This window comes from Maribacter algae (genome assembly GCF_047345745.1).
In the GTDB taxonomy this organism is placed as follows: Bacteria; Bacteroidota; Bacteroidia; order Flavobacteriales; family Flavobacteriaceae; genus Maribacter.
The window spans coordinates 298,126-316,405 of the sequence record NZ_JBLFES010000002.1; the positions used below are offsets into that span (position 1 = coordinate 298,126).

Annotated in this window: 12 protein-coding genes; all 12 read left to right on the plus strand. The window is 39.0% G+C overall.

What is annotated here, in order from left to right:
- The gene (locus ACKWBX_RS08465; RefSeq protein WP_413968238.1) at positions 1-1,071 is read left to right on the plus strand and encodes an amidohydrolase family protein; all 1,071 of its coding nucleotides are present in this window, start codon (positions 1-3) and stop codon (positions 1,069-1,071) included.
- Positions 1,068-2,327, plus strand: a complete 1,260-nt coding sequence (gene kynU / locus ACKWBX_RS08470) for a kynureninase (RefSeq protein ID WP_413968239.1) — start codon at positions 1,068-1,070, stop codon at positions 2,325-2,327. Before ACKWBX_RS08465 ends, kynU begins: the two co-directional genes overlap by 4 nt.
- A gap of 1 nt (position 2,328) precedes the next feature.
- Positions 2,329-3,681: an FAD-dependent oxidoreductase gene (locus ACKWBX_RS08475; protein WP_413968240.1), complete on the plus strand. Its 1,353-nt coding sequence runs from the start codon at positions 2,329-2,331 to the stop codon at positions 3,679-3,681.
- Between the two features lie 3 nt (positions 3,682-3,684).
- A complete protein-coding gene (locus ACKWBX_RS08480) occupies positions 3,685-3,810 on the plus strand; it encodes a hypothetical protein (RefSeq protein ID WP_413968241.1) in 126 nt (41 codons plus the stop codon).
- 195 nt (positions 3,811-4,005) lie between these two features.
- A complete protein-coding gene (locus ACKWBX_RS08485; protein ID WP_413968242.1) occupies positions 4,006-6,816 on the plus strand; it encodes a TonB-dependent receptor in 2,811 nt (936 codons plus the stop codon).
- A gap of 196 nt (positions 6,817-7,012) precedes the next feature.
- Positions 7,013-9,895, plus strand: coding sequence for a DUF5060 domain-containing protein (locus ACKWBX_RS08490; RefSeq protein WP_413968243.1), 2,883 nt, complete (start codon positions 7,013-7,015; stop codon positions 9,893-9,895).
- A 381-nt stretch (positions 9,896-10,276) separates the two neighbouring features.
- Positions 10,277-10,453, plus strand: a complete 177-nt coding sequence (locus ACKWBX_RS08495) for a hypothetical protein (RefSeq protein WP_413968244.1) — start codon at positions 10,277-10,279, stop codon at positions 10,451-10,453.
- A gap of 251 nt (positions 10,454-10,704) precedes the next feature.
- Positions 10,705-11,958 (plus strand): TolB family protein, encoded by a 1,254-nt coding sequence (locus ACKWBX_RS08500; RefSeq protein ID WP_413968245.1) that lies wholly within the window; start codon positions 10,705-10,707, stop codon positions 11,956-11,958.
- A 145-nt stretch (positions 11,959-12,103) separates the two neighbouring features.
- Positions 12,104-13,786, plus strand: coding sequence for a PorP/SprF family type IX secretion system membrane protein (locus tag ACKWBX_RS08505; RefSeq protein WP_413968246.1), 1,683 nt, complete (start codon positions 12,104-12,106; stop codon positions 13,784-13,786).
- 712 nt (positions 13,787-14,498) lie between these two features.
- Positions 14,499-15,119 carry a response regulator transcription factor gene (locus ACKWBX_RS08510; RefSeq protein ID WP_413968247.1) on the plus strand — a complete coding sequence of 207 codons (621 nt, stop codon included), beginning with the start codon at positions 14,499-14,501 and terminating at the stop codon, positions 15,117-15,119.
- Positions 15,120-15,402: 283 nt separating this feature from the next.
- Complete coding sequence (locus ACKWBX_RS08515; RefSeq protein WP_413968248.1) at positions 15,403-16,890, plus strand: xylulokinase; 1,488 nt, start codon at positions 15,403-15,405, stop codon at positions 16,888-16,890.
- 8 nt (positions 16,891-16,898) lie between these two features.
- Positions 16,899-18,224, plus strand: coding sequence for a xylose isomerase (gene xylA / locus ACKWBX_RS08520; RefSeq protein WP_413968249.1), 1,326 nt, complete (start codon positions 16,899-16,901; stop codon positions 18,222-18,224).
- The last annotated feature ends 56 nt before the right edge of the window (positions 18,225-18,280 follow it).

Consider the following 18,280-nt stretch of genomic DNA (forward strand, 5'->3'; position numbering starts at 1 on the left):
ATGAGAATTAACGGACATTCACATTTGTTGCCCTATCCAGAACAGATACCTTCTTATCTTAAGGAAAAAGAAATCTTTTGGATTGATGAGGATCGGCAACATATGCTCCAAAAAGGGTGGAGGCGTCCGGTCACCGATTCCAGTTTTTTCTTGGAGGAGAAGCTTCAATGGATGGAGCGCAACAAGATTGATCATGCCGTGGTCCTCAACCTTTCACAACTATATGGAAACGGTCTGCGTATCCGTGATATGAAATATGCCCTGCGCTTCCAAAATGATTTCAATTGTCAAGTGCAGCAAAACCATCCCACTAAATTTACTTGCGGTTTTGTGGTACATGCCGGTTTTATTGATGGTGCCTGTTGGGAAATTGAGCGTTGTGTGGAAGAACTGGGGATGCAAGTTTTGTGCTTACCTACGCATTATATGGATTCTGTTGGAACATGGCGGGGTATTTTTGATAAGGAGACCGCACCTATTTTTGAATTGGCCAACAAATACCAATTGGCTATTGAAATACATCCGTATGATGGGGAGAAATTTATTCAATTGGAGAACCAGTCCTGGCGTTTTCATTTGATATGGATGTTGGCACAATGCGCGGACGCATATCACTTTTATACCTTGGATGGGTTATATGAAAAATATCCGGATATCCGGGTCTGTTTTGCACATGGCGGACAATTGAACCATTTGAATATAGGCCGAAGAACTCAAGGTTTTGATGGCAGGCCGGACCTTTTTGAAGGTCAGACCAGGCCTAGAAAAGCTTTAGGGCACCCCAATATCTATTTTGATACACTTGTACATGATACTATTTCTTTTGAATTGATGGTGCGCCGCCAAAAAGGAACGGATCAACTCATTCTTGGTTTGGATGACCCTTATCCACTGGGAGAAATGGAAAGCGTTGCGCAATCTTCCTATCCCGGAAAATTATTGGATTTGGCCGTTGCCGAAGATATCATCACTAAGCAGCAGCATGAAGAAATCTGGGATAAAAATGTTGCTAGGTGGTTATGTGGAAATGAAACAGATAAGTTTTACAAAAGAGTGAAGCGCGTAGAATGAAATACACATTGGCATACGCACAGAAATTGGATGCTCAAGACGAGCTGAAATCCTATCGGGATAAATTTTATATGCCCCGGAAAGAAAATGGGGAAGAGCATATTTATTTATGCGGAAATTCGCTTGGGCTTCAACCTAAAACGACCAAAGAATATATAGATCAAGAGCTGGCTGATTGGGCCAAATATGGTGTTGAAGGTCACTTTCATGCCAAAAATCCTTGGCTACCATATCATGAATTCTTGACGGATAAAATGGCGAAGATAGTTGGGGCCAAACCCATTGAGGTCGTGATGATGAATACTTTGAGCGTAAACCTCCATCTATTGATGGCCACTTTTTATAGGCCTATAAAAAACCGCTATAAAATATTGATAGAGTCGGATGCATTTCCTTCTGACCGTTATGCGGTGGAATCGCAAATTCGTTTTCATGGGTATACAAACGGATTGGTGGAATTAAGACCGAGAGAAGGCGAGGAGCTCCTGAGGCATGAGGATATTGAAGCTACAATCGAAAAAGAAGGGGATGAGATTGCACTTATCCTGATCGGTTGTCCAAATTACTACACCGGGCAAGTGTTCGATATTAAAAGAATAGCGGCATTAGGTCATGCAAAAGGGTGCAGTATTGGGGTGGATCTAGCACACGGAGCGGGAAATCTAAAGCTGGAACTTCATGATTCAAATGTAGATTTCGCTGCTTGGTGTACCTATAAATATTTGAATAGCGGTCCCGGCAGTGTGGGCGGTTGTTTTATCCATGAACGGCATGCCCATGCTTTTGACTTACCAAGATTTGCAGGTTGGTGGGGGCACGACAAGGAAACCCGCTTTGGTATGCGAGACGGTTTTAACCCTATTCCCGGGGCAGAGGGTTGGCAATTGAGCAATCCTCCAATTTTATCATTGGCCGCTATCAGGGCTTCCTTGGACATCTTTGATGAAGTAGGGATGGCAGCGTTATATAAAAAATCCGTTCAACTTACTGGATATTTGGAAGATTTGCTGAATGAATTTTTAGAAAATGAGGTCACGATAATTACACCTAAAGATTCAACGGAACGGGGTTGCCAACTTTCGTTACAGCTTACCAATGGCAACGGTAAATCTATTTTTGAAGCGGTAACAAAAAGAGGCGTAATAGCAGATTGGAGGGAGCCTAATGTAATTCGTATCGCACCAACACCTTTATACAATTCCTATACGGATGTCCATACGTTTGTCATGATTTTAAAAGAAGAGCTAGAAAAATAAAATGTCCAAAAAGAAAAAGATAATTATTGTGGGAGCTGGACTTTGTGGTTCTTTATTGGCCATACGTATGGCACAAAGAGGGCATCGAGTATTGGTATACGAACGTTTGGCGGACATGCGAAAAACACCCTTGGCCGGGGGTCGTTCCATAAACCTTGCTTTATCGGACCGTGGTCTAAAGGCAATAAAAAGTGCAGGTCTTAAAGAAGAAATATTGGAAGATTGCATTGGTATGGATGGACGCATGATTCATCCTGTTGAAGGAGGGGAACGTTTTTCTAGGTACAGTGGTCGTGAAGGCGAACGTATCAATTCGGTTTCTAGAACAGGTTTGAACATAACCTTACTGGATAAGGCCGATGAGTTTGATAACGTAACCATTCATTTCGGTTTTAAATGCGAGCATGTCAATCTGGATAAGGCTATCGCCCATTTCAAGGATATAGATGGAAACACTGCTGAAGTTCACGCAGATTATATATTGGGAACGGATGGTGCCGGTTCTGCGGTTCGTAAGAGTATGATGGCAAGGACACCGGAGCTGTTATTTAATTTTTCCCAGAATTTTCTCCGTTCAGGGTACAAAGAACTAGAAATTCCACCCGCTGAGGATGGCAGTTACCGCTTGGACAAAAATGCACTTCATATTTGGCCTCGAGGAAAGTTCATGATGATTGCGTTGCCCAATCTGGACGGCAGTTTTACAGTGACCCTATTTCACCCGTACGAAGGGGAAAGTGGTTTTAATACCCTCAACACCCCAAAAAAGGTAGTGGATTTTTTCAAAAAATATTATCCGGACAGCTTACGACATTTCCCAAACTTAACAGAGGAGTATTTTAACAATCCTGTCGGCCTTTTGGGAACTATTAAATGTTATCCATGGCAGGCCTTTGGCAAAGCTTTGGTGATGGGTGATGCTGCACATGCCATAGTACCTTTTTATGGACAGGGGATGAATGCTTCCTTTGAGGATGTCCGTGTTTTTGATGAAACTTTGGAAGCGTGCAATGAGGATTTTGAAAAAGCTTTTATGATATTTCAGGAGAAACGGGTGAAAAATACCAATGCTATTGCAGATTTGGCCGTGGATAATTTTTATGAAATGAAAGATAAGGTTGCGGATGAGGTTTTTATTCGAAAACGTACCATTGAGATGAAGTTGGAACAGACTTATGCCGATTATTATTCCAAGTATTCCCTAGTGACATTTCAGGAAAATCTTCCCTATGAGGAAGCAATGATAAGAGGTAGAAAACAGGATGAACTTTTGTTGGATATTTGTTCAAGACCTAATTGGGAAGATATCGCGTTGGAAGATATTTATCAACAAGTAAAGGCAATAACCATTTAGCATATGGATAGTAAAACGATAAAAGGTAAGGCGTTGCCCTTGGGAAAGTATCCACATATTAAAAGGGTAGGGGATTACAATTTTGTGTCTGGAACCATTCTGGGCCAACACGAACTACCGTGGCTGTGAACCAACTACCTCACCCTAATTTACTTATTGAAACAAAGGCATTGGTTTATAAGCCTTTACAGTAATCGATTTTATCATTACTAAAAATTGGAAATATTGGTAATGCTTTTAAAACTTCTTCCAAATTGATATTATTTAAATTCACTGCTCTGTAAAACAAATGTGCTTGGTATATTTACCGCCTAAATTTCAATGATGTCCAAACTTCAATCAATCTTTCTAGGTTTAATTTTCATTAGCAATTTCGCGTTTGCGCAAATAGTCATTTCCGGTGATATTATTGATTCAGAAGGAACTCCACTATCGGGGGCACAAATTACTATGGAACCTTCAAATAAATTTGCGGTGTCCAGTATACAGGGCACTTTTAAAATAATGGACGTAAACCCAGGTACATATATTATTAAAGTAAATTATATTGGCTCTAAAACCCACACGGAAACAATTCAGGTTTCCGATACGGATCTATCTTTTTCTTTCGTTTTGGAAGATGACCCTTTGAATTTGGACAACGTAGTGGTGACGGGAAACTTTGAACCCCGCTTACAGTTAGAATCAAGTACGGCCATTACAACCTTAACATCAAAAGATATTCAGCAAGTATTCCCTAGGGGAACTGCAGATTTGCTACAGGCAGTGCCGGGAACTTTTGTTGACCCATCTGCGGGAGAAGTATTCACCAGAGTATATACGAGAGGTATATCGGCCTCCGCAGAGGATGATATGGGCTGGTATTACATATCGTTACAAGAAGATGGTCTTCCAGTAAGTTTAGTACAGCATTCTTATTACGGTCCGGATATTTTTCACCGAGTTGATATCACTACAAAGAAAATAGAGGCAATCCGTGGCGGGAGTGCTGCTATTACGGCTCTCAATGGGCCAGGAGGCATTTACAATTTCATATCCCAAGGACCCAGGGACACTTTTGGAGGCGAAGTGCAATTACAAGGAGGTGTACAGGGAGAGGGAAATCCCATGATTAGGATCGATGGTAATTTTGGTGGAACATTTGGAAAAAACTGGTTCTTTAATATTGGAGGACATTATCGTAAAGATGACGGTGCTAGAAATACCGATTTTACGTTCAGTAAAGGAGGTCAATTAAAATTTAACATTATCAAGACACATGAAAATGGCTTTCTCAAGTTTTATGGAAAGGTTTTGGATGATTTTACCAATCGTTATACCGGTGTGGCTGCTACCGATTGGGAGAATCCAGAGGCCGCTTTTGGTCAAGATTTTAATAGCACGGCTTTGATGATGCCCGCTTTTTCCTCAAATATTCCCGATGGTAGAAGAATTGCGGAAGGAGCTACAAATTCTTTTGACCCCTCCCAAGGAGTTCATGCGCAAGACCGTGCCTTTGGACTTGAAGTCCTACAGGATTTAGGGAACGATTGGTCGTTTAATTTTAATCTAAAACATTCAAGAAAAAATGCGAACTGGCAAACGTCCATTAGTAACGCTTTTGTCTCATTAAATAATCCTCTGGCCTATTTCATATCAGGAGCACAGTTTCCAATTGGTCAAGTTGTTTTCAATGATGCGCGTACAGGAACAGAGGTTGCAAGATTGAATAACAGCGGTATTTTAATGGGAGAATCGTTCGAATATATTGGAGATGGTAGCTTACCGAACGATGCCATTATGGGAACCGCTACTTGGCTAAAACAAAATAGGGCAGATGAATGGATGAACCAGATGACGATTCGTAAAAAAACGGATAATCACGATATTACTTTTGGTTTTGCGGGTGGGCTTTCAAAAACGTCCTCTTACACACAGAGTAATTTTGCTTATGTTACCTATGATCCAAATCCAAGATTGCTAAGGGTCACTTTGGAAAATCCGGGACAACCTGTGCTTCAACTATCAGATGAGAATGGAGTAAGCAATTATGGTGGATTATTTTTTGAGAATACAAGAGCAGACGTTGGTCAGACCGCTTTTTTTGCCAACGATCGTTGGGAGGTTCTTGAAAATTTACATCTTGATTTTGGATTTCGTTATGAAAATATTTCTCATGATGGGAGTAAAGATAGGTCAGCACCTTTACAGCAAGACGGAGGCGTAGATAGAAATCCCTTGACCGAATATGATAATGGACTTTTGGTCCCCACCGGAGTCCGTGACGAATTCGATTTCACCTATGATTATCTTTCTTATTCGGCCGCACTTAATTACAAGCTTTCAAATCAAGTTGCTGTTTTCACACGTTTTTCTTCAGGGAATAAAGCACCGGAATTAAATTACTATTTCAATAATTTTACAAATGTTCCCGTTAATGAACAAGGACAAATACAACGAATAAAACAGTTGGAGCTGGGACTAAAGTTTAGTGCGAATGAGTTTTCAGCAACGGCTACCGCTTTTTGGAGCGAGCTGAATAATATAGGTATTTTTGATTTCGCTTTTGACCAGGAAACAAACAATATATTTTATGCTCCTGTCCAATTTAATAGGTCCAGAACTATTGGTCTTGAATGGGAAAGCGCTTATGCAGCCTTACCCTGGTTAACATTCAAGTTCAACGGGGTGTTGCAAAACCCCATTGCTGAGGACTGGACAGTTTATGATACTGCAGGTTCAACAGATACTGGTGATGATAGTATTTTGGATTTCTCTGGAAACATCTTGCCCTTTAATCCTAAAATAATGTTCAATCTTGGAGCGGAATACGAGCAAAAAAGATTTAACGGATTCCTTAGATGGCAATTCATGGGAGAGCGGGAAGGAAATGTTGCCAATGCTTTTCAACTTGCGCCATATAGCGTTTTTAATGCTGGTATGGGATATCAAATAGACAAGAACTGGTCTTTGGACGTTTTGGTGACCAACCTTTTTAATTCCGATGGTTTGGCCAATTTCTTCGGGGCCAATAGTTTTGGTGCTAGTGCCAATGGTGTTACTGGCGATTTTGTACAAGAAAATCCAGACGCTAGCTTTGTGGTCGTTCCTACATTGCCAAGAGGTTCTATGCTTCGAATGAGTTATGCATTTTAAAAGTGTTTTCACAAAATATGAAGTCCTCTTTCTTTTGATATTCTAGATTTGAAATAAGTAAGAACGATTTGTCGTCCATTTTAGGACATTGAGAACCTCATTTCATTTTCAACACCCTCTAAAATATCGTATTTTTCTATGGTTATTATCAATAACGACCAACACTTTTGACCAGCACTTTAAAGAATATTGAAAAATGAATCATTTCGCACAAAGAAGAACCAATTTGATGATTACTTTTTTATTAGGGTTATGTGGATTTTTGGTACAATCCCAAAGAACAACTATAGAAGGAGAATTAAAACAATGGCATAAAGTAACCCTTAGTTTTGAAGGAGCCGAACTTTCTGAAAACGATGTGAACAACCCATTTTTAAATTATCGCTTAAATGTAACCTTCACCAATGGGAAAAAGACGTATGTGGTTCCCGGTTATTTTGCGGCAGATGGGAATGCAGCCGAGACCAGTGCCAATTCTGGCAGAATTTGGAAAGTACATTTTTCTCCCGATACTATTGGGGAATGGAAGTATTCCGTTTCTTTCAGAACAGGGAAAAATATCGCGGTCAGCGATGACCCAGATGCCGGCGTTCCGGGAAGTTTTGATGGGGCAGAAGGAAGTTTTACGGTGACCCCGTCCAATAAATTGGGAAAAGACTTTAGGGCCAAGGGCCGTTTGAGCTATGTTGGAAAGCGTTACCTCCAATTCGCTGGCTCAAAGGAATACTGGGTAAAGGGTGGCGCCGGAAGTCCTGAAAGCTTATTGGCATATTATGAATTTGACCAAACACCACCTTCCCATGAATATGCCCCGCACGCTACGGATTGGAAAGAGGGCGACCCTACATGGCAGAACGGAAAAGGAAAAAATATTATCGGTGCTTTAAATTACCTGGCCTCAAAAGGGATGGGTTCCGTTTATTTTTTAACTATGAGCGTGCAAGGAGATAGTAATGACGTTTGGCCTTGGAACAATATCAACGAGCGTTACCGTTTTGATTGTAGCAAACTGGACCAGTGGGAAATTGTTTTTGAACATATGGACAAGTTAGGATTGATGCTACATATCATGACACAAGAGACGGAAAACGAACTTTTGCTCGATATTGGTGAAACAAAAACCCAACGGAAATTATATTATAGGGAACTCATTGCCCGTTTTGCACATCATTTAGGAATCACATGGAATTTAGGTGAAGAAAATGGTTATGCAAACTGGTCCCCAAAGGCACAAAATGATGAAGACAGAAAAGCTATGGCCAAATATATAAGAACAAATGATCCTTATAAAAACCATATTGCCTTGCATACTCATTCCCAGGTAAGGCAACAGGAACCTATTTTGAATCCGCTTTTGGGATATGAATATTTAGGAGGCCCTTCCATACAATTACATCATTCCCATGGGGTGAACCATGTTACTCAAAAATGGATAAACGCATCTCAAAAAACAGGTCATCAATGGGTAGTGCCTTTGGATGAGATAGGTCCGGCAAACGTTGGGGCAAAACCAGATGCGGATGACCCTGAACACAACGAAATGCGAACAGATGTGCTTTGGGGAAACCTTATGGCAGGGGGCTTTGGTGTAGAATGGTACTTTGGGTACAAATATGCCCATATGGATTTGAATTGTGAGGATTGGCGCTCTCGAGACCTGCTTTGGGACCAGACACGATATGCTTTGGAGTTTTTCCAAAAACATTTACCTTTTGAAAAGATGAAGGCGGCCAATGGACTAACTCCTAATCCCAATGATTTTGTATTTGCCCAAAATGGAAGTATATATGCCGTTTTTTTGCCACAGGTTGAGCATACTAAATTAGATTTGACCGGGGCCAATACTACATTTTCCATAAAATGGTACAATCCTAGAACTGGTGGCATTTTGCAAAGGGGAAGTATTCGCTCCGTTATAGGTGGTAGTATGGTAGACATAGGATACCCGCCAAGCAGGGACAAAGATTGGGTAGCTTTATTGACTACTAGGCGAACGGTATCCAATTTAAAGGGACTTTCTAAAAAGAAAGGTTTGGTTTTAAATGCACTTGGGGATTTTAAAATCAACCCTTCGGGTGCACCCTCAACTTATTATAAGGATGAAAGGAATAACGCTTTGGCCATTAACGCAGCGAATAAGTCTTTGAGGGATAAATTTGCAATAGCAAAGACCATATTCTCTGGGGAGAGCGGAACATACCGATTGTCTTTAGCTACTATGACCGAGAACGATGGAGAATCTTCTTATGTTGTAAAACTGAATGGAACGGTATTGGATACTTTGGTTAATCCAGCAACTAATGACACGTTCGATGAGGTAAATCATAATTTGGGAGAATACTTTGTAGCTACCAATGACATTGTTCAAGTAGAATCGAAGGCGGTCACTAATGGCAAGATTCCTGAAAATGATGAAACTGCATGGTCTCGTGGAAGGTGGAACAAATTGATTTTTGCCCCTTCCACTCTATCCATGGAGGAAGAGATGGAAGAAGCAATTCCGTTTGAGGGAAAAGACGGAGTGATAACTGTGGAAGCAGAAAATTATCAGTACCGTTCCAGCAACGGAACGCCCAGAGATTGGTACATACGCCCTGCGAGTGTTAAAAATATGAGCGGTTTGGAAAATCATGCGGAGAATGCAAGTGGTGGAAAGTATATTGAAGCGTTGCCGGATACTAGAGTAACACATGACGATGATTTAATGGATGGGGTGAATTTTTTTCCGAAACAAGGAACAGGAGGTATTGTAGCATACAAAGTAAATATTCCTAAACCCGGCAAGTATTATGTTTGGGTACGTGCCTTTTCATCGGGGGGAGAGGATAATGGATTACATGTCGGTTTGAATGGGGATTGGCCGGAAAGTGGCGCTAGAATACAGTTATGCGAAGGTAAAAATAAATGGACATGGACTTCTGCACAGCGCGTTCCAGAAAATCATTGTGGTGTGCCACATACTATTCATCTGAATATTAAAGAAGCAGGGGAACACATTATTTCGTTTTCAATGTGTGAGGATGGTTTTGAATTGGATAAATGGGCAATGGCTCTGGATAAAAGTTATATTCCTGAATAATCTTAGACAATTTAAATTTTCAAAGGAAGTTCTTTTTTTGGCAGTCTCATATATTTTATCCTGCACAATAAGGTTCTCCAAATAGGAAGTGACATCCGTTTCAAAGTCGTTTCGTTTTTAAAGCATTCAATGAAGTGTTTTTGGGTATTAAAACACAATCTCCGGCAAAATTAATGGCTTTGTATGGGTAGTTGTGTTGTTTCTCGTCTTCACCTTAGCACGTAGAATGAATATTACCTCTTATCACTTCCACGTTCAATAGTTATTAATACATAATATTTCCTTAAAGTTTAAGATCACTTGTAAGAATTGTAAGATAATAGTGACCTTTTTAAAAATTTGGTGTCTCACTTAGTGAAAGACAAATTTAAAAGGAAGAAAATGGATTTATTATTCGTGGATATTTTACTCGGTATTTTTTTAGGATTGGCAATTACCTCTTTTTTAGTGATGGCGTATTTGATTACGCCAGTCATTTTCAATAAGAAAAAAAGATTTAAACCAGTAAAGAAAAATCAATTGATATTGCCCTGCATTAGAAGAAAATCCTCATCATAACTACTAGGTTTTCGACAAAAAACACTACTAAATCTGCCAAAACTACTTTTTATAGTAAGAATTAAAAAGCGGAATAGCTAATTCTTGAAACCCCCACGTTAAGGGCTTTTTTTGAAACATTTACCAGTTTCAATTAAAGCTCTTTTTTTATTGAAAAAATCAAAAAAATCAAAAACCTATGAATTTTTAATAAGTATTGGCTCGGAAAGTTTTTGGAACTTTGACTTGTTAAACCCCCAAAATCTTTTAACATGAGAAATACATTAAACTATCGAGCAACTCTAAGTCTTTTAATAGGCTTGTGTTACTTCTCGTTATCCGCACAGTTAGCTTCAAACTATGAAAACAAAAATCAGTTTTTAGAGGACAATTACAAGAAGCTGGAGAATTTTCAGGAATTAAAATCTTTAGGATACACCGAAAAGGAAATCTATGAAGATTTAGGCAATGCCAATTTCCTTTCCAAAAAGTATGAAATAGCCTTGTTTTGGTACGGAAAACTGGAAGCACTGTCCGAGGATGGTACTTTAAGTACCAACTACCAAAAAAGATATGATTATGCTTTGTCCAAACTAGGTGTTCAAAAATCGACCAATAAAAATGATGACGAAAATTGGACCGAACTTATCATGGAAGATTATCACATGACGAAAGCCACTCCGGTACCGCAGAAAAGAATCTCTTATAGGGATACTTTTAAACCTTTACATTTTGAAAACTCAGCTGATGGTCTCACATTGGGAAACTTGGAAGCCCTTGATGCGGGGCTTCCTAAAGGCATCACCAAAAAAAATATGAGCTACGACGCTCCGGTGGTAGTGACCAAAGACGGCCAAACGGCTTATTTTAGCAAGGCCACTTATGTAAAACCTACTACAGGGATTTTTTCAAAGAAAGAGCTGGTACATAAGATTTATAAGGCCAATAAAGTAGATGGTGAATGGAAGACCATTCAAGAATTGGCATTATGTCCAAATGACTTCTCCGCGTTGCATCCGGCTATTTCTGCAGATGGTAAGCGATTGTTCTTTGCCTCTAACATGCCCGGTACTTTTGGTGAGTATGATATTTACGTATCCAATATTAATAGAAACGGCTCTGTAGGAATCGCTAAAAACCTGGGTCAAAAAGTAAATACGACAAAGAACGATATGTATCCTAAAATTATGCAGGGCAATACCTTGGTATTTGCTTCTGAAGGACATGAAGGATATGGTGGACTAGACGTATTTATGGTAGAAGTAGCACAACGTAAAGTTGGTTTGGCCATGAATCTAGGTGGAGCGGTGAACAGTAAAAAAGATGATTTCTCCATTGAGCTGAAAGGTGAAAATGGTATAGGATATGTAGTTTCCAATAGGGGAAATAAAGGTGCCCAAACAGAAAGAGTCGCTTTTGCCTTAGGACGGAGAGATGGTTCCAAAGACAGGGATTATCGTTTATTGGAAGCTGTTAATAACGGCAGGATCAATTATTCTTCCAATATGTTCGAAGAAGATGAATAGAATTTCACATTAGATATCCCCGGATTTAATTTGAAATAGAAAAAGGCCACCCAGTTTTGGTAAACGATGAGCTAGGAATAGAAAGTCCGTTACCGATCAAAAAGCCTTTACGACAAAATTTACCCGAATCTTAAAATTTACCCAGATGAACCGCACATACACAAATATCATAAAGTTAGGTCTTAGCGTAGTTCTGTTTACAGTTCTTGGAAACGTATCCTTAAAAGCTCAAGAGACCGTCAATACGAACTTGAACTCTAGTAGCACGTACCATAATCAATTATTTTTTAATCGATATTTAATAAATCCCACATTTTCATTGGTGCGTGAGAACAAATCATATTTAAATATCCTTCACAGGAATCAATATGCCACCTTTGATGATAATAGCCAAAATTATTTCCTAGGTTTCAGTAATAAATTAAATGATAGAACGGCCGTGGGTATTGGTGTGTATAGCCAATGGTCCGGTGTGGTACAGGAATTTGGTTTCAATGCCAACTATGCTACCGCCGTAAAATTGGGAGAAAAGAGTGCCTTGACTTTTGGGACCAATGTAACTTATTTTAATCAAGGCTTGGATAAAAACCGTGTGGTTACCTCGGAAAATGATGAAGTAATCGCAGAAGCAAGAAAAGAAAGTAAAATTGCGGTACAACCTGCAGTGAATTTAACGGTAGGAAGTTTTGATTTTGGATTGTATGCACAGGATTTACTTCGCTATAACCAGACTACCAATGAGTTTTTGACCAATTTAAATATGAACAGTGTAAAGGCATCCGTGCAATACACGCATAATTTTGAGAATAGTAGAGGACTATTTGAAAATGCAAGGTTAATGCCTTTGGCACAAGTAGGTCAAAATATAGATGGCAGTATCTCTTACTTAGGCTCTCTGTTATTGGACCTGCCAAGATATGGTTGGTTGCAGACTACAGTAGATGATGAGTATGGCGTTTCTGCCGGGGTAGGCTTCAATTTAAGTGAAAGAATGTCTATCGGGTATTTAATGGAGAAAGATATTGCCAAGGAAAATGCCAATTTAGGGTGGAACCACGAGATTTCGTTGGCCTACAAATTTAAGGAAGACGATATCTCCGGTACTATTATGGCAGATGCTTCCCATGATAGCAAGGTAGACCGTATTGTACGCAACTACGAGGAGCAAATTGCCAATCTTATTGCAGAAAGGGATGGTGCCAGAAAGAAATCCAAAAGAAAGAACATAAACGTATCTGTTGAGGAGGAAAGCTCTTTGGCATACCAGAATAGAATGATTTTGGATGAATTGATCTTGCGTCAGGATTCTATAGAAGAAGCACGTACAGCAGCATTCGAACAGCGTTTTGAAACGGTAGTGAGATTGTTGAGGAATGACATTAAGAACAGTATCAAAACAAACTTGAACGATTTCAGCCAAGAAGAAAATACGGCTATGGCTGCAAATGATATGCAAAAAGACATAGATGAGGCATATGAGAACGATAGACGTATGAATTTTAAGGATTTGCCGATAAAAGTATTGGGAGAATCGGATTTGGTCGGTGTAAAGTCAGGATACTACGTAATTGCCAATGTGTATTCCAACAAGAAGTATTTGAAAGCTTTTATGGAAGACCTTAAAAAGAAAGGTGTTGATGCCAAGGAATTTTACAACAAGGAAAATGGATTGCACTATGTGTATTTGGCAGATTATGATTATAAGAACGATGCACAAACAGCATTCGTTTCGGATTTGAACGGAAAATATAGGGACGAAAAGTGGATAATGCAGGTAGATAATTCTATGGCCACGGTTTCAAACACTTTTGAAGAGGACGAATATTAAGAATAAAAAGTAATAAGTATACCGTTTATCGAGTTATAAGGGTAATGATAATTTATATGTGCGACATCGGGTTTTAGTATTTCTAATGTTTGAGTAAATTGTCGACAAGAGGAGGGGTAGTATCCGGGGGGATAACTGGGTCCCCTCCTTTTTTTGTTCATGAATGTTTTTCAACGGATATTTTGGTAAAATTCAATTTTTTTAGAATCGATGAAATGCAAAAAATCGATGAACTACAATAAAATTATGTAGTTGAACGAAAAAACCTACGTATTTATCCGATATATTTTAAAATTACTTAGTTTTGATAATGAACTATTAGAAATACCGATTGTTAACCCAAATCCCCCAAAGACATGGAACATTTCTACCTACACAATGCAACGGACAATTTAGTCGCGAACAATTTTCTAAAATCGCTCTACAATTTTAGAATACATTTTCATCAAAATATCCTCTTAACCAAAGGATAGCTTTTCAATTTTCAGAACAAGGAATTTACGATTGCTAATTTCATAACTTTTCAAATATTTTGAAAGTTTATTTGGCGGTGTATAGCAAAACCTTTGCCCAATTTTGAGATTTTGGCATCGTTTTAATCTTGCTTTTGTCTAATTGTTTTTTACTAGAATACCCAAATCTTAATATAAATTAATACTAACCCTTGTATAATAATCCCCCCCCCGGATACTACAAGAAAACCCTACTTATTATGCTTACAAATACCATGAAAATTATGGTCATTGAAAATGACCGATTGTTAGAAAGTGCCTATGAATCTTATTTTGAAAGCTTCGAGAAATATGATTTAGTCGGTTTTTATGATAAAGTTACTCCTGCACTTAAGGATGTTAAAAGATTACGCCCGGACATTGTTATTTCTGAAATTGATTTATCGGAAATGAAAGGAATTGATGCCATTAAGCCCTTAAGAAGAAAAGATTGGGGCCTAAAAATCATAATGGTCAGTGAAAACAACCGGTTTGATGTTGTCAAGAAAGCTTTCAAAAAAGGCGCAAACGGTTATTTGACAAAACCATTGAATGCGGAAAAATTACATCATGCACTTACCTGCGTAAAAGAAGAAGGAGCTACCATAAGCAACGATATCGTAAAACAGATAGTCTCTAATTTTCAACGTAAATCCTTTAAGTTTTTCTCAGAGCGGGAAAATCAGATTGCGGACTATTTATGTAAAGGTGCTACTTATAAAATGATAGCGGAAAAACTTTTTGTTACCACAAGTACAGTGAATTTCCACATTCAGAACATTTATTTAAAATTGGATGTTAATTCCAAATCGGAAGCGCTCACCAAGTTACAATCCATGTAAAATAAAACCTACTGCTATTTGGTTCAAAATGTTTAAAATTCCCCAAATCCCCCCAAGAACTTAGTAGCAGTGGTTTTTTACGAAAAGCCTTTCGAAAATTTTCGTTAATCACGAAAATATTATAAGTGATTGATTTTCAATATTTTATTTTAATATCATTTGATATTTTTTGTATCGATATCGTTTTAGGAAACCTTATTGAGCCAGAAAGTGAAGTTAAGTGAACCATTTGCTTTATTTTTAAGGGAAAGTAAATTACACCCCTAATTATAAAGTAAAACCAATGTACCATTTAGGTCTTGATATAGGAAGCTCTTCTATTAAAATTGCAATAGTAGCTATTGAAACCGGCAAAAGTATTGGCGTAATACAAGAGCCGGAAAAAGAGATGTCCATGCTCGCCGTAAATAACGGTTGGGCAGAACAGCACCCGGATGATTGGTGGAAACATATCTGCAAGGGCATTCAAAAAATACAGAAGAAATATAACATTTCTGCCGATGCCATCAAGGGCATTGGAATATCATATCAAATGCATGGATTGGTTTTGGTTGATGAAGATGGAAATGCATTGCGTGATTCCATTATTTGGTGCGATAGTCGTGCCGTTCAGATAGGAGCGGATGCTTTTGAAGCTATCGGCACCGAGAAATGCTCGGAAAACTTATTGAATTCCCCGGCAAATTTTACGGCTTCCAAATTAAAATGGGTCAAGGACAACGAACCGGAAGTCTTCAAAAAGATTCACAAATTCATGCTTCCAGGGGATTATATTGCCTATAAGTTTTCTGGTGAAATGAATACTACCGTATCAGGGCTTTCAGAAGGTATTTTTTGGGATTTCAAATCAGATGATGTTGCACAGTTTTTATTGGAACATTATGGTTTTGAAAAGTCTTTGGTACCTGAAATAGTTGATACTTTCTCCAAACAATGTTCCGTAAACAAAAAAGGGGCTTCCGAAAGTGGCTTGGCCTCGGGAACGCCTATTCTCTACCGCGCGGGAGACCAGCCGAATAATGCTTTGTCCCTGAATGTTTTCAATCCTGGTGAGATAGCGGCCACTGGTGGTACTTCTGGAGTGGTTTATGCCGTTACGGATAGTCTTTCCGTAAAAGAAAGTGCCCGTGTTAACAATTTTGCCCATGTGAATTATAGTAAAGGGGCCGCTCCTAAAATCGGGAAATTGTTGTGTATCAATGGTGCTGGAATACAATATAGATGGCTGTTGAACAATTTGGATGTTACTTCCTATAAGGAGATGAACACATTGGCTTCTAAAGTTTCCGTTGGATCGGATGGGGTAGTGGTGCTTCCTTTTGGTAATGGAGCGGAGCGGATGCTTGATAATCAAGAAATTGGAACACGTGTAGTGAATATAAACTTAAATAATCATGACAAAGCAAATTTATGCCGTGCAGCATTGGAAGGGATTGCTTTTTCCTTCGTGTATGGCATGGACATTATGAAAACGGACGGTATAAAAATCAATGTGATACGAGCGGGAGACGATAATCTGTTCCGTTCGGAAATTTTCTCGGAAACCATTGCTACGCTCATTGGGCATGATATCGAAATTTATCATACCACAGGAGCTATCGGGGCAGCTAGAGCAGCATCACTCTATAAGGGAGATTTTGAATCCTTCGGAAAAAATATTATGGAAAATGATTATGTGATGACATACAAGCCTTTAAAGGACAAAAAAGGTTATGAGAAGGCATATCAAATTTGGAAAAAAGAACTCGAACTAATTTTAAATAATAAATAATTGACAAAATGGCTTTACTAGGAGACAAGGAATATTTTAAAGGTATTGGCAAAATTAAATTTGAAGGAAAGGAATCCGATAACCCTTTGGCTTTCAAATACTATAATCCTGAGCAAATTGTTGCTGGGAAAACCATGAAAGAACATTTTAAATTTGCCATAGCGTATTGGCATACCTTCTGTGGTCAGGGAGCTGATCCATTTGGTCCGGGAACCCAAAATTTTGAATGGGACCAATCAAATGACCCAATACAAGCTGCTAAGAATAAGGCAGATGCGGCTTTTGAGTTCATTGGTAAAATGGGATTTGATTATTTCTGTTTTCATGATTTTGATTTAATTCAAGAAGGTGCTACTTTTTCGGAATCGGAAGCGAGATTGGCTACGATTACGGATTACATCAAAGAAAAAAAGAAAGAATCCGGAATCAAACTGCTTTGGGGAACGGCCAATTGTTTTTCAAATCCAAGATATATGAACGGCGCAGCCACCAATCCGGATTTTGATGTCGTGGCCAGAGCTGGCGGTCAGATTAAATTGGCTTTGGACGCTACTATGGCCTTGGATGGTGAAAACTATGTGTTTTGGGGCGGTCGCGAAGGGTATATGTCGCTCTTGAACACGGATATGGGAAGGGAATTGGACCATATGGGTCGGTTTTTGGCCATGGCGAGGGATTATGCACGCGGGCAAGGTTTTAAAGGAAATTTCTTTATTGAGCCAAAACCTATGGAACCCAGTAAGCATCAATATGATTTTGATACTGCTACGGCAATCGGATTTTTAAAGGAATACGGGTTGGAGAAAGATTTTAAGATCAATATCGAAGTAAATCATGCTACCTTGGCACAGCATACTTTTCAGCATGAAATGGCGGTTGCGGCCAAAGCGGGAATGCTGGGAAGTCTGGATGCCAACCGTGGCGATTACCAAAACGGATGGGATACAGACCAATTCCCCAATAATATTCAAGAAACGACCGAAGCCATGTTGGTCTTCTTGGAAGCAGGTGGTCTCCAAGGTGGTGGAATTAATTTTGATGCAAAAATCAGAAGGAATTCAACCGATTTGGATGATGTCTTCCATGCGCACATAGGTGGTGCAGATACTTTTGCAAGAGCCTTGTTGACCGCTGATAAAATTATAACATCTTCTGCTTACAATAGTCTTAGGGAAAAACGCTACAGTTCTTTTGATGCTGGTAAAGGAAAGGATTTTGAGGACGGTAAGTTGGCATTGACCGATTTGTACAAGATTGCAAAGGAAAATGGAGAGCTTGAACTACAGAGCGGCAAGCAGGAATTGTTTGAGAATATCATCAATCAATATATTTAAAATCATTAGGCTGTCTAAAAAACCACGTTTTACCGTTCTATTATATCGATAGAAGA

Coding starts and splice junctions, on each gene's coding strand:
- ACKWBX_RS08480 (WP_413968241.1), top strand. CDS start 3,685: ATGGATAGTAAAACGATAAAAGGTAAGGCGTTGCCCTTGGGAAAGTAT.
- ACKWBX_RS08495 (WP_413968244.1), top strand. CDS start 10,277: ATGGATTTATTATTCGTGGATATTTTACTCGGTATTTTTTTAGGATTG.
- ACKWBX_RS08510 (WP_413968247.1), top strand. CDS start 14,499: ATGCTTACAAATACCATGAAAATTATGGTCATTGAAAATGACCGATTG.
- ACKWBX_RS08475 (WP_413968240.1), top strand. CDS start 2,329: ATGTCCAAAAAGAAAAAGATAATTATTGTGGGAGCTGGACTTTGTGGT.
- ACKWBX_RS08485 (WP_413968242.1), top strand. CDS start 4,006: ATGTCCAAACTTCAATCAATCTTTCTAGGTTTAATTTTCATTAGCAAT.
- ACKWBX_RS08505 (WP_413968246.1), top strand. CDS start 12,104: ATGAACCGCACATACACAAATATCATAAAGTTAGGTCTTAGCGTAGTT.
- xylA (WP_413968249.1), top strand. CDS start 16,899: ATGGCTTTACTAGGAGACAAGGAATATTTTAAAGGTATTGGCAAAATT.
- kynU (WP_413968239.1), top strand. CDS start 1,068: ATGAAATACACATTGGCATACGCACAGAAATTGGATGCTCAAGACGAG.
- ACKWBX_RS08490 (WP_413968243.1), top strand. CDS start 7,013: ATGAATCATTTCGCACAAAGAAGAACCAATTTGATGATTACTTTTTTA.
- ACKWBX_RS08465 (WP_413968238.1), top strand. CDS start 1: ATGAGAATTAACGGACATTCACATTTGTTGCCCTATCCAGAACAGATA.
- ACKWBX_RS08515 (WP_413968248.1), top strand. CDS start 15,403: ATGTACCATTTAGGTCTTGATATAGGAAGCTCTTCTATTAAAATTGCA.
- ACKWBX_RS08500 (WP_413968245.1), top strand. CDS start 10,705: ATGAGAAATACATTAAACTATCGAGCAACTCTAAGTCTTTTAATAGGC.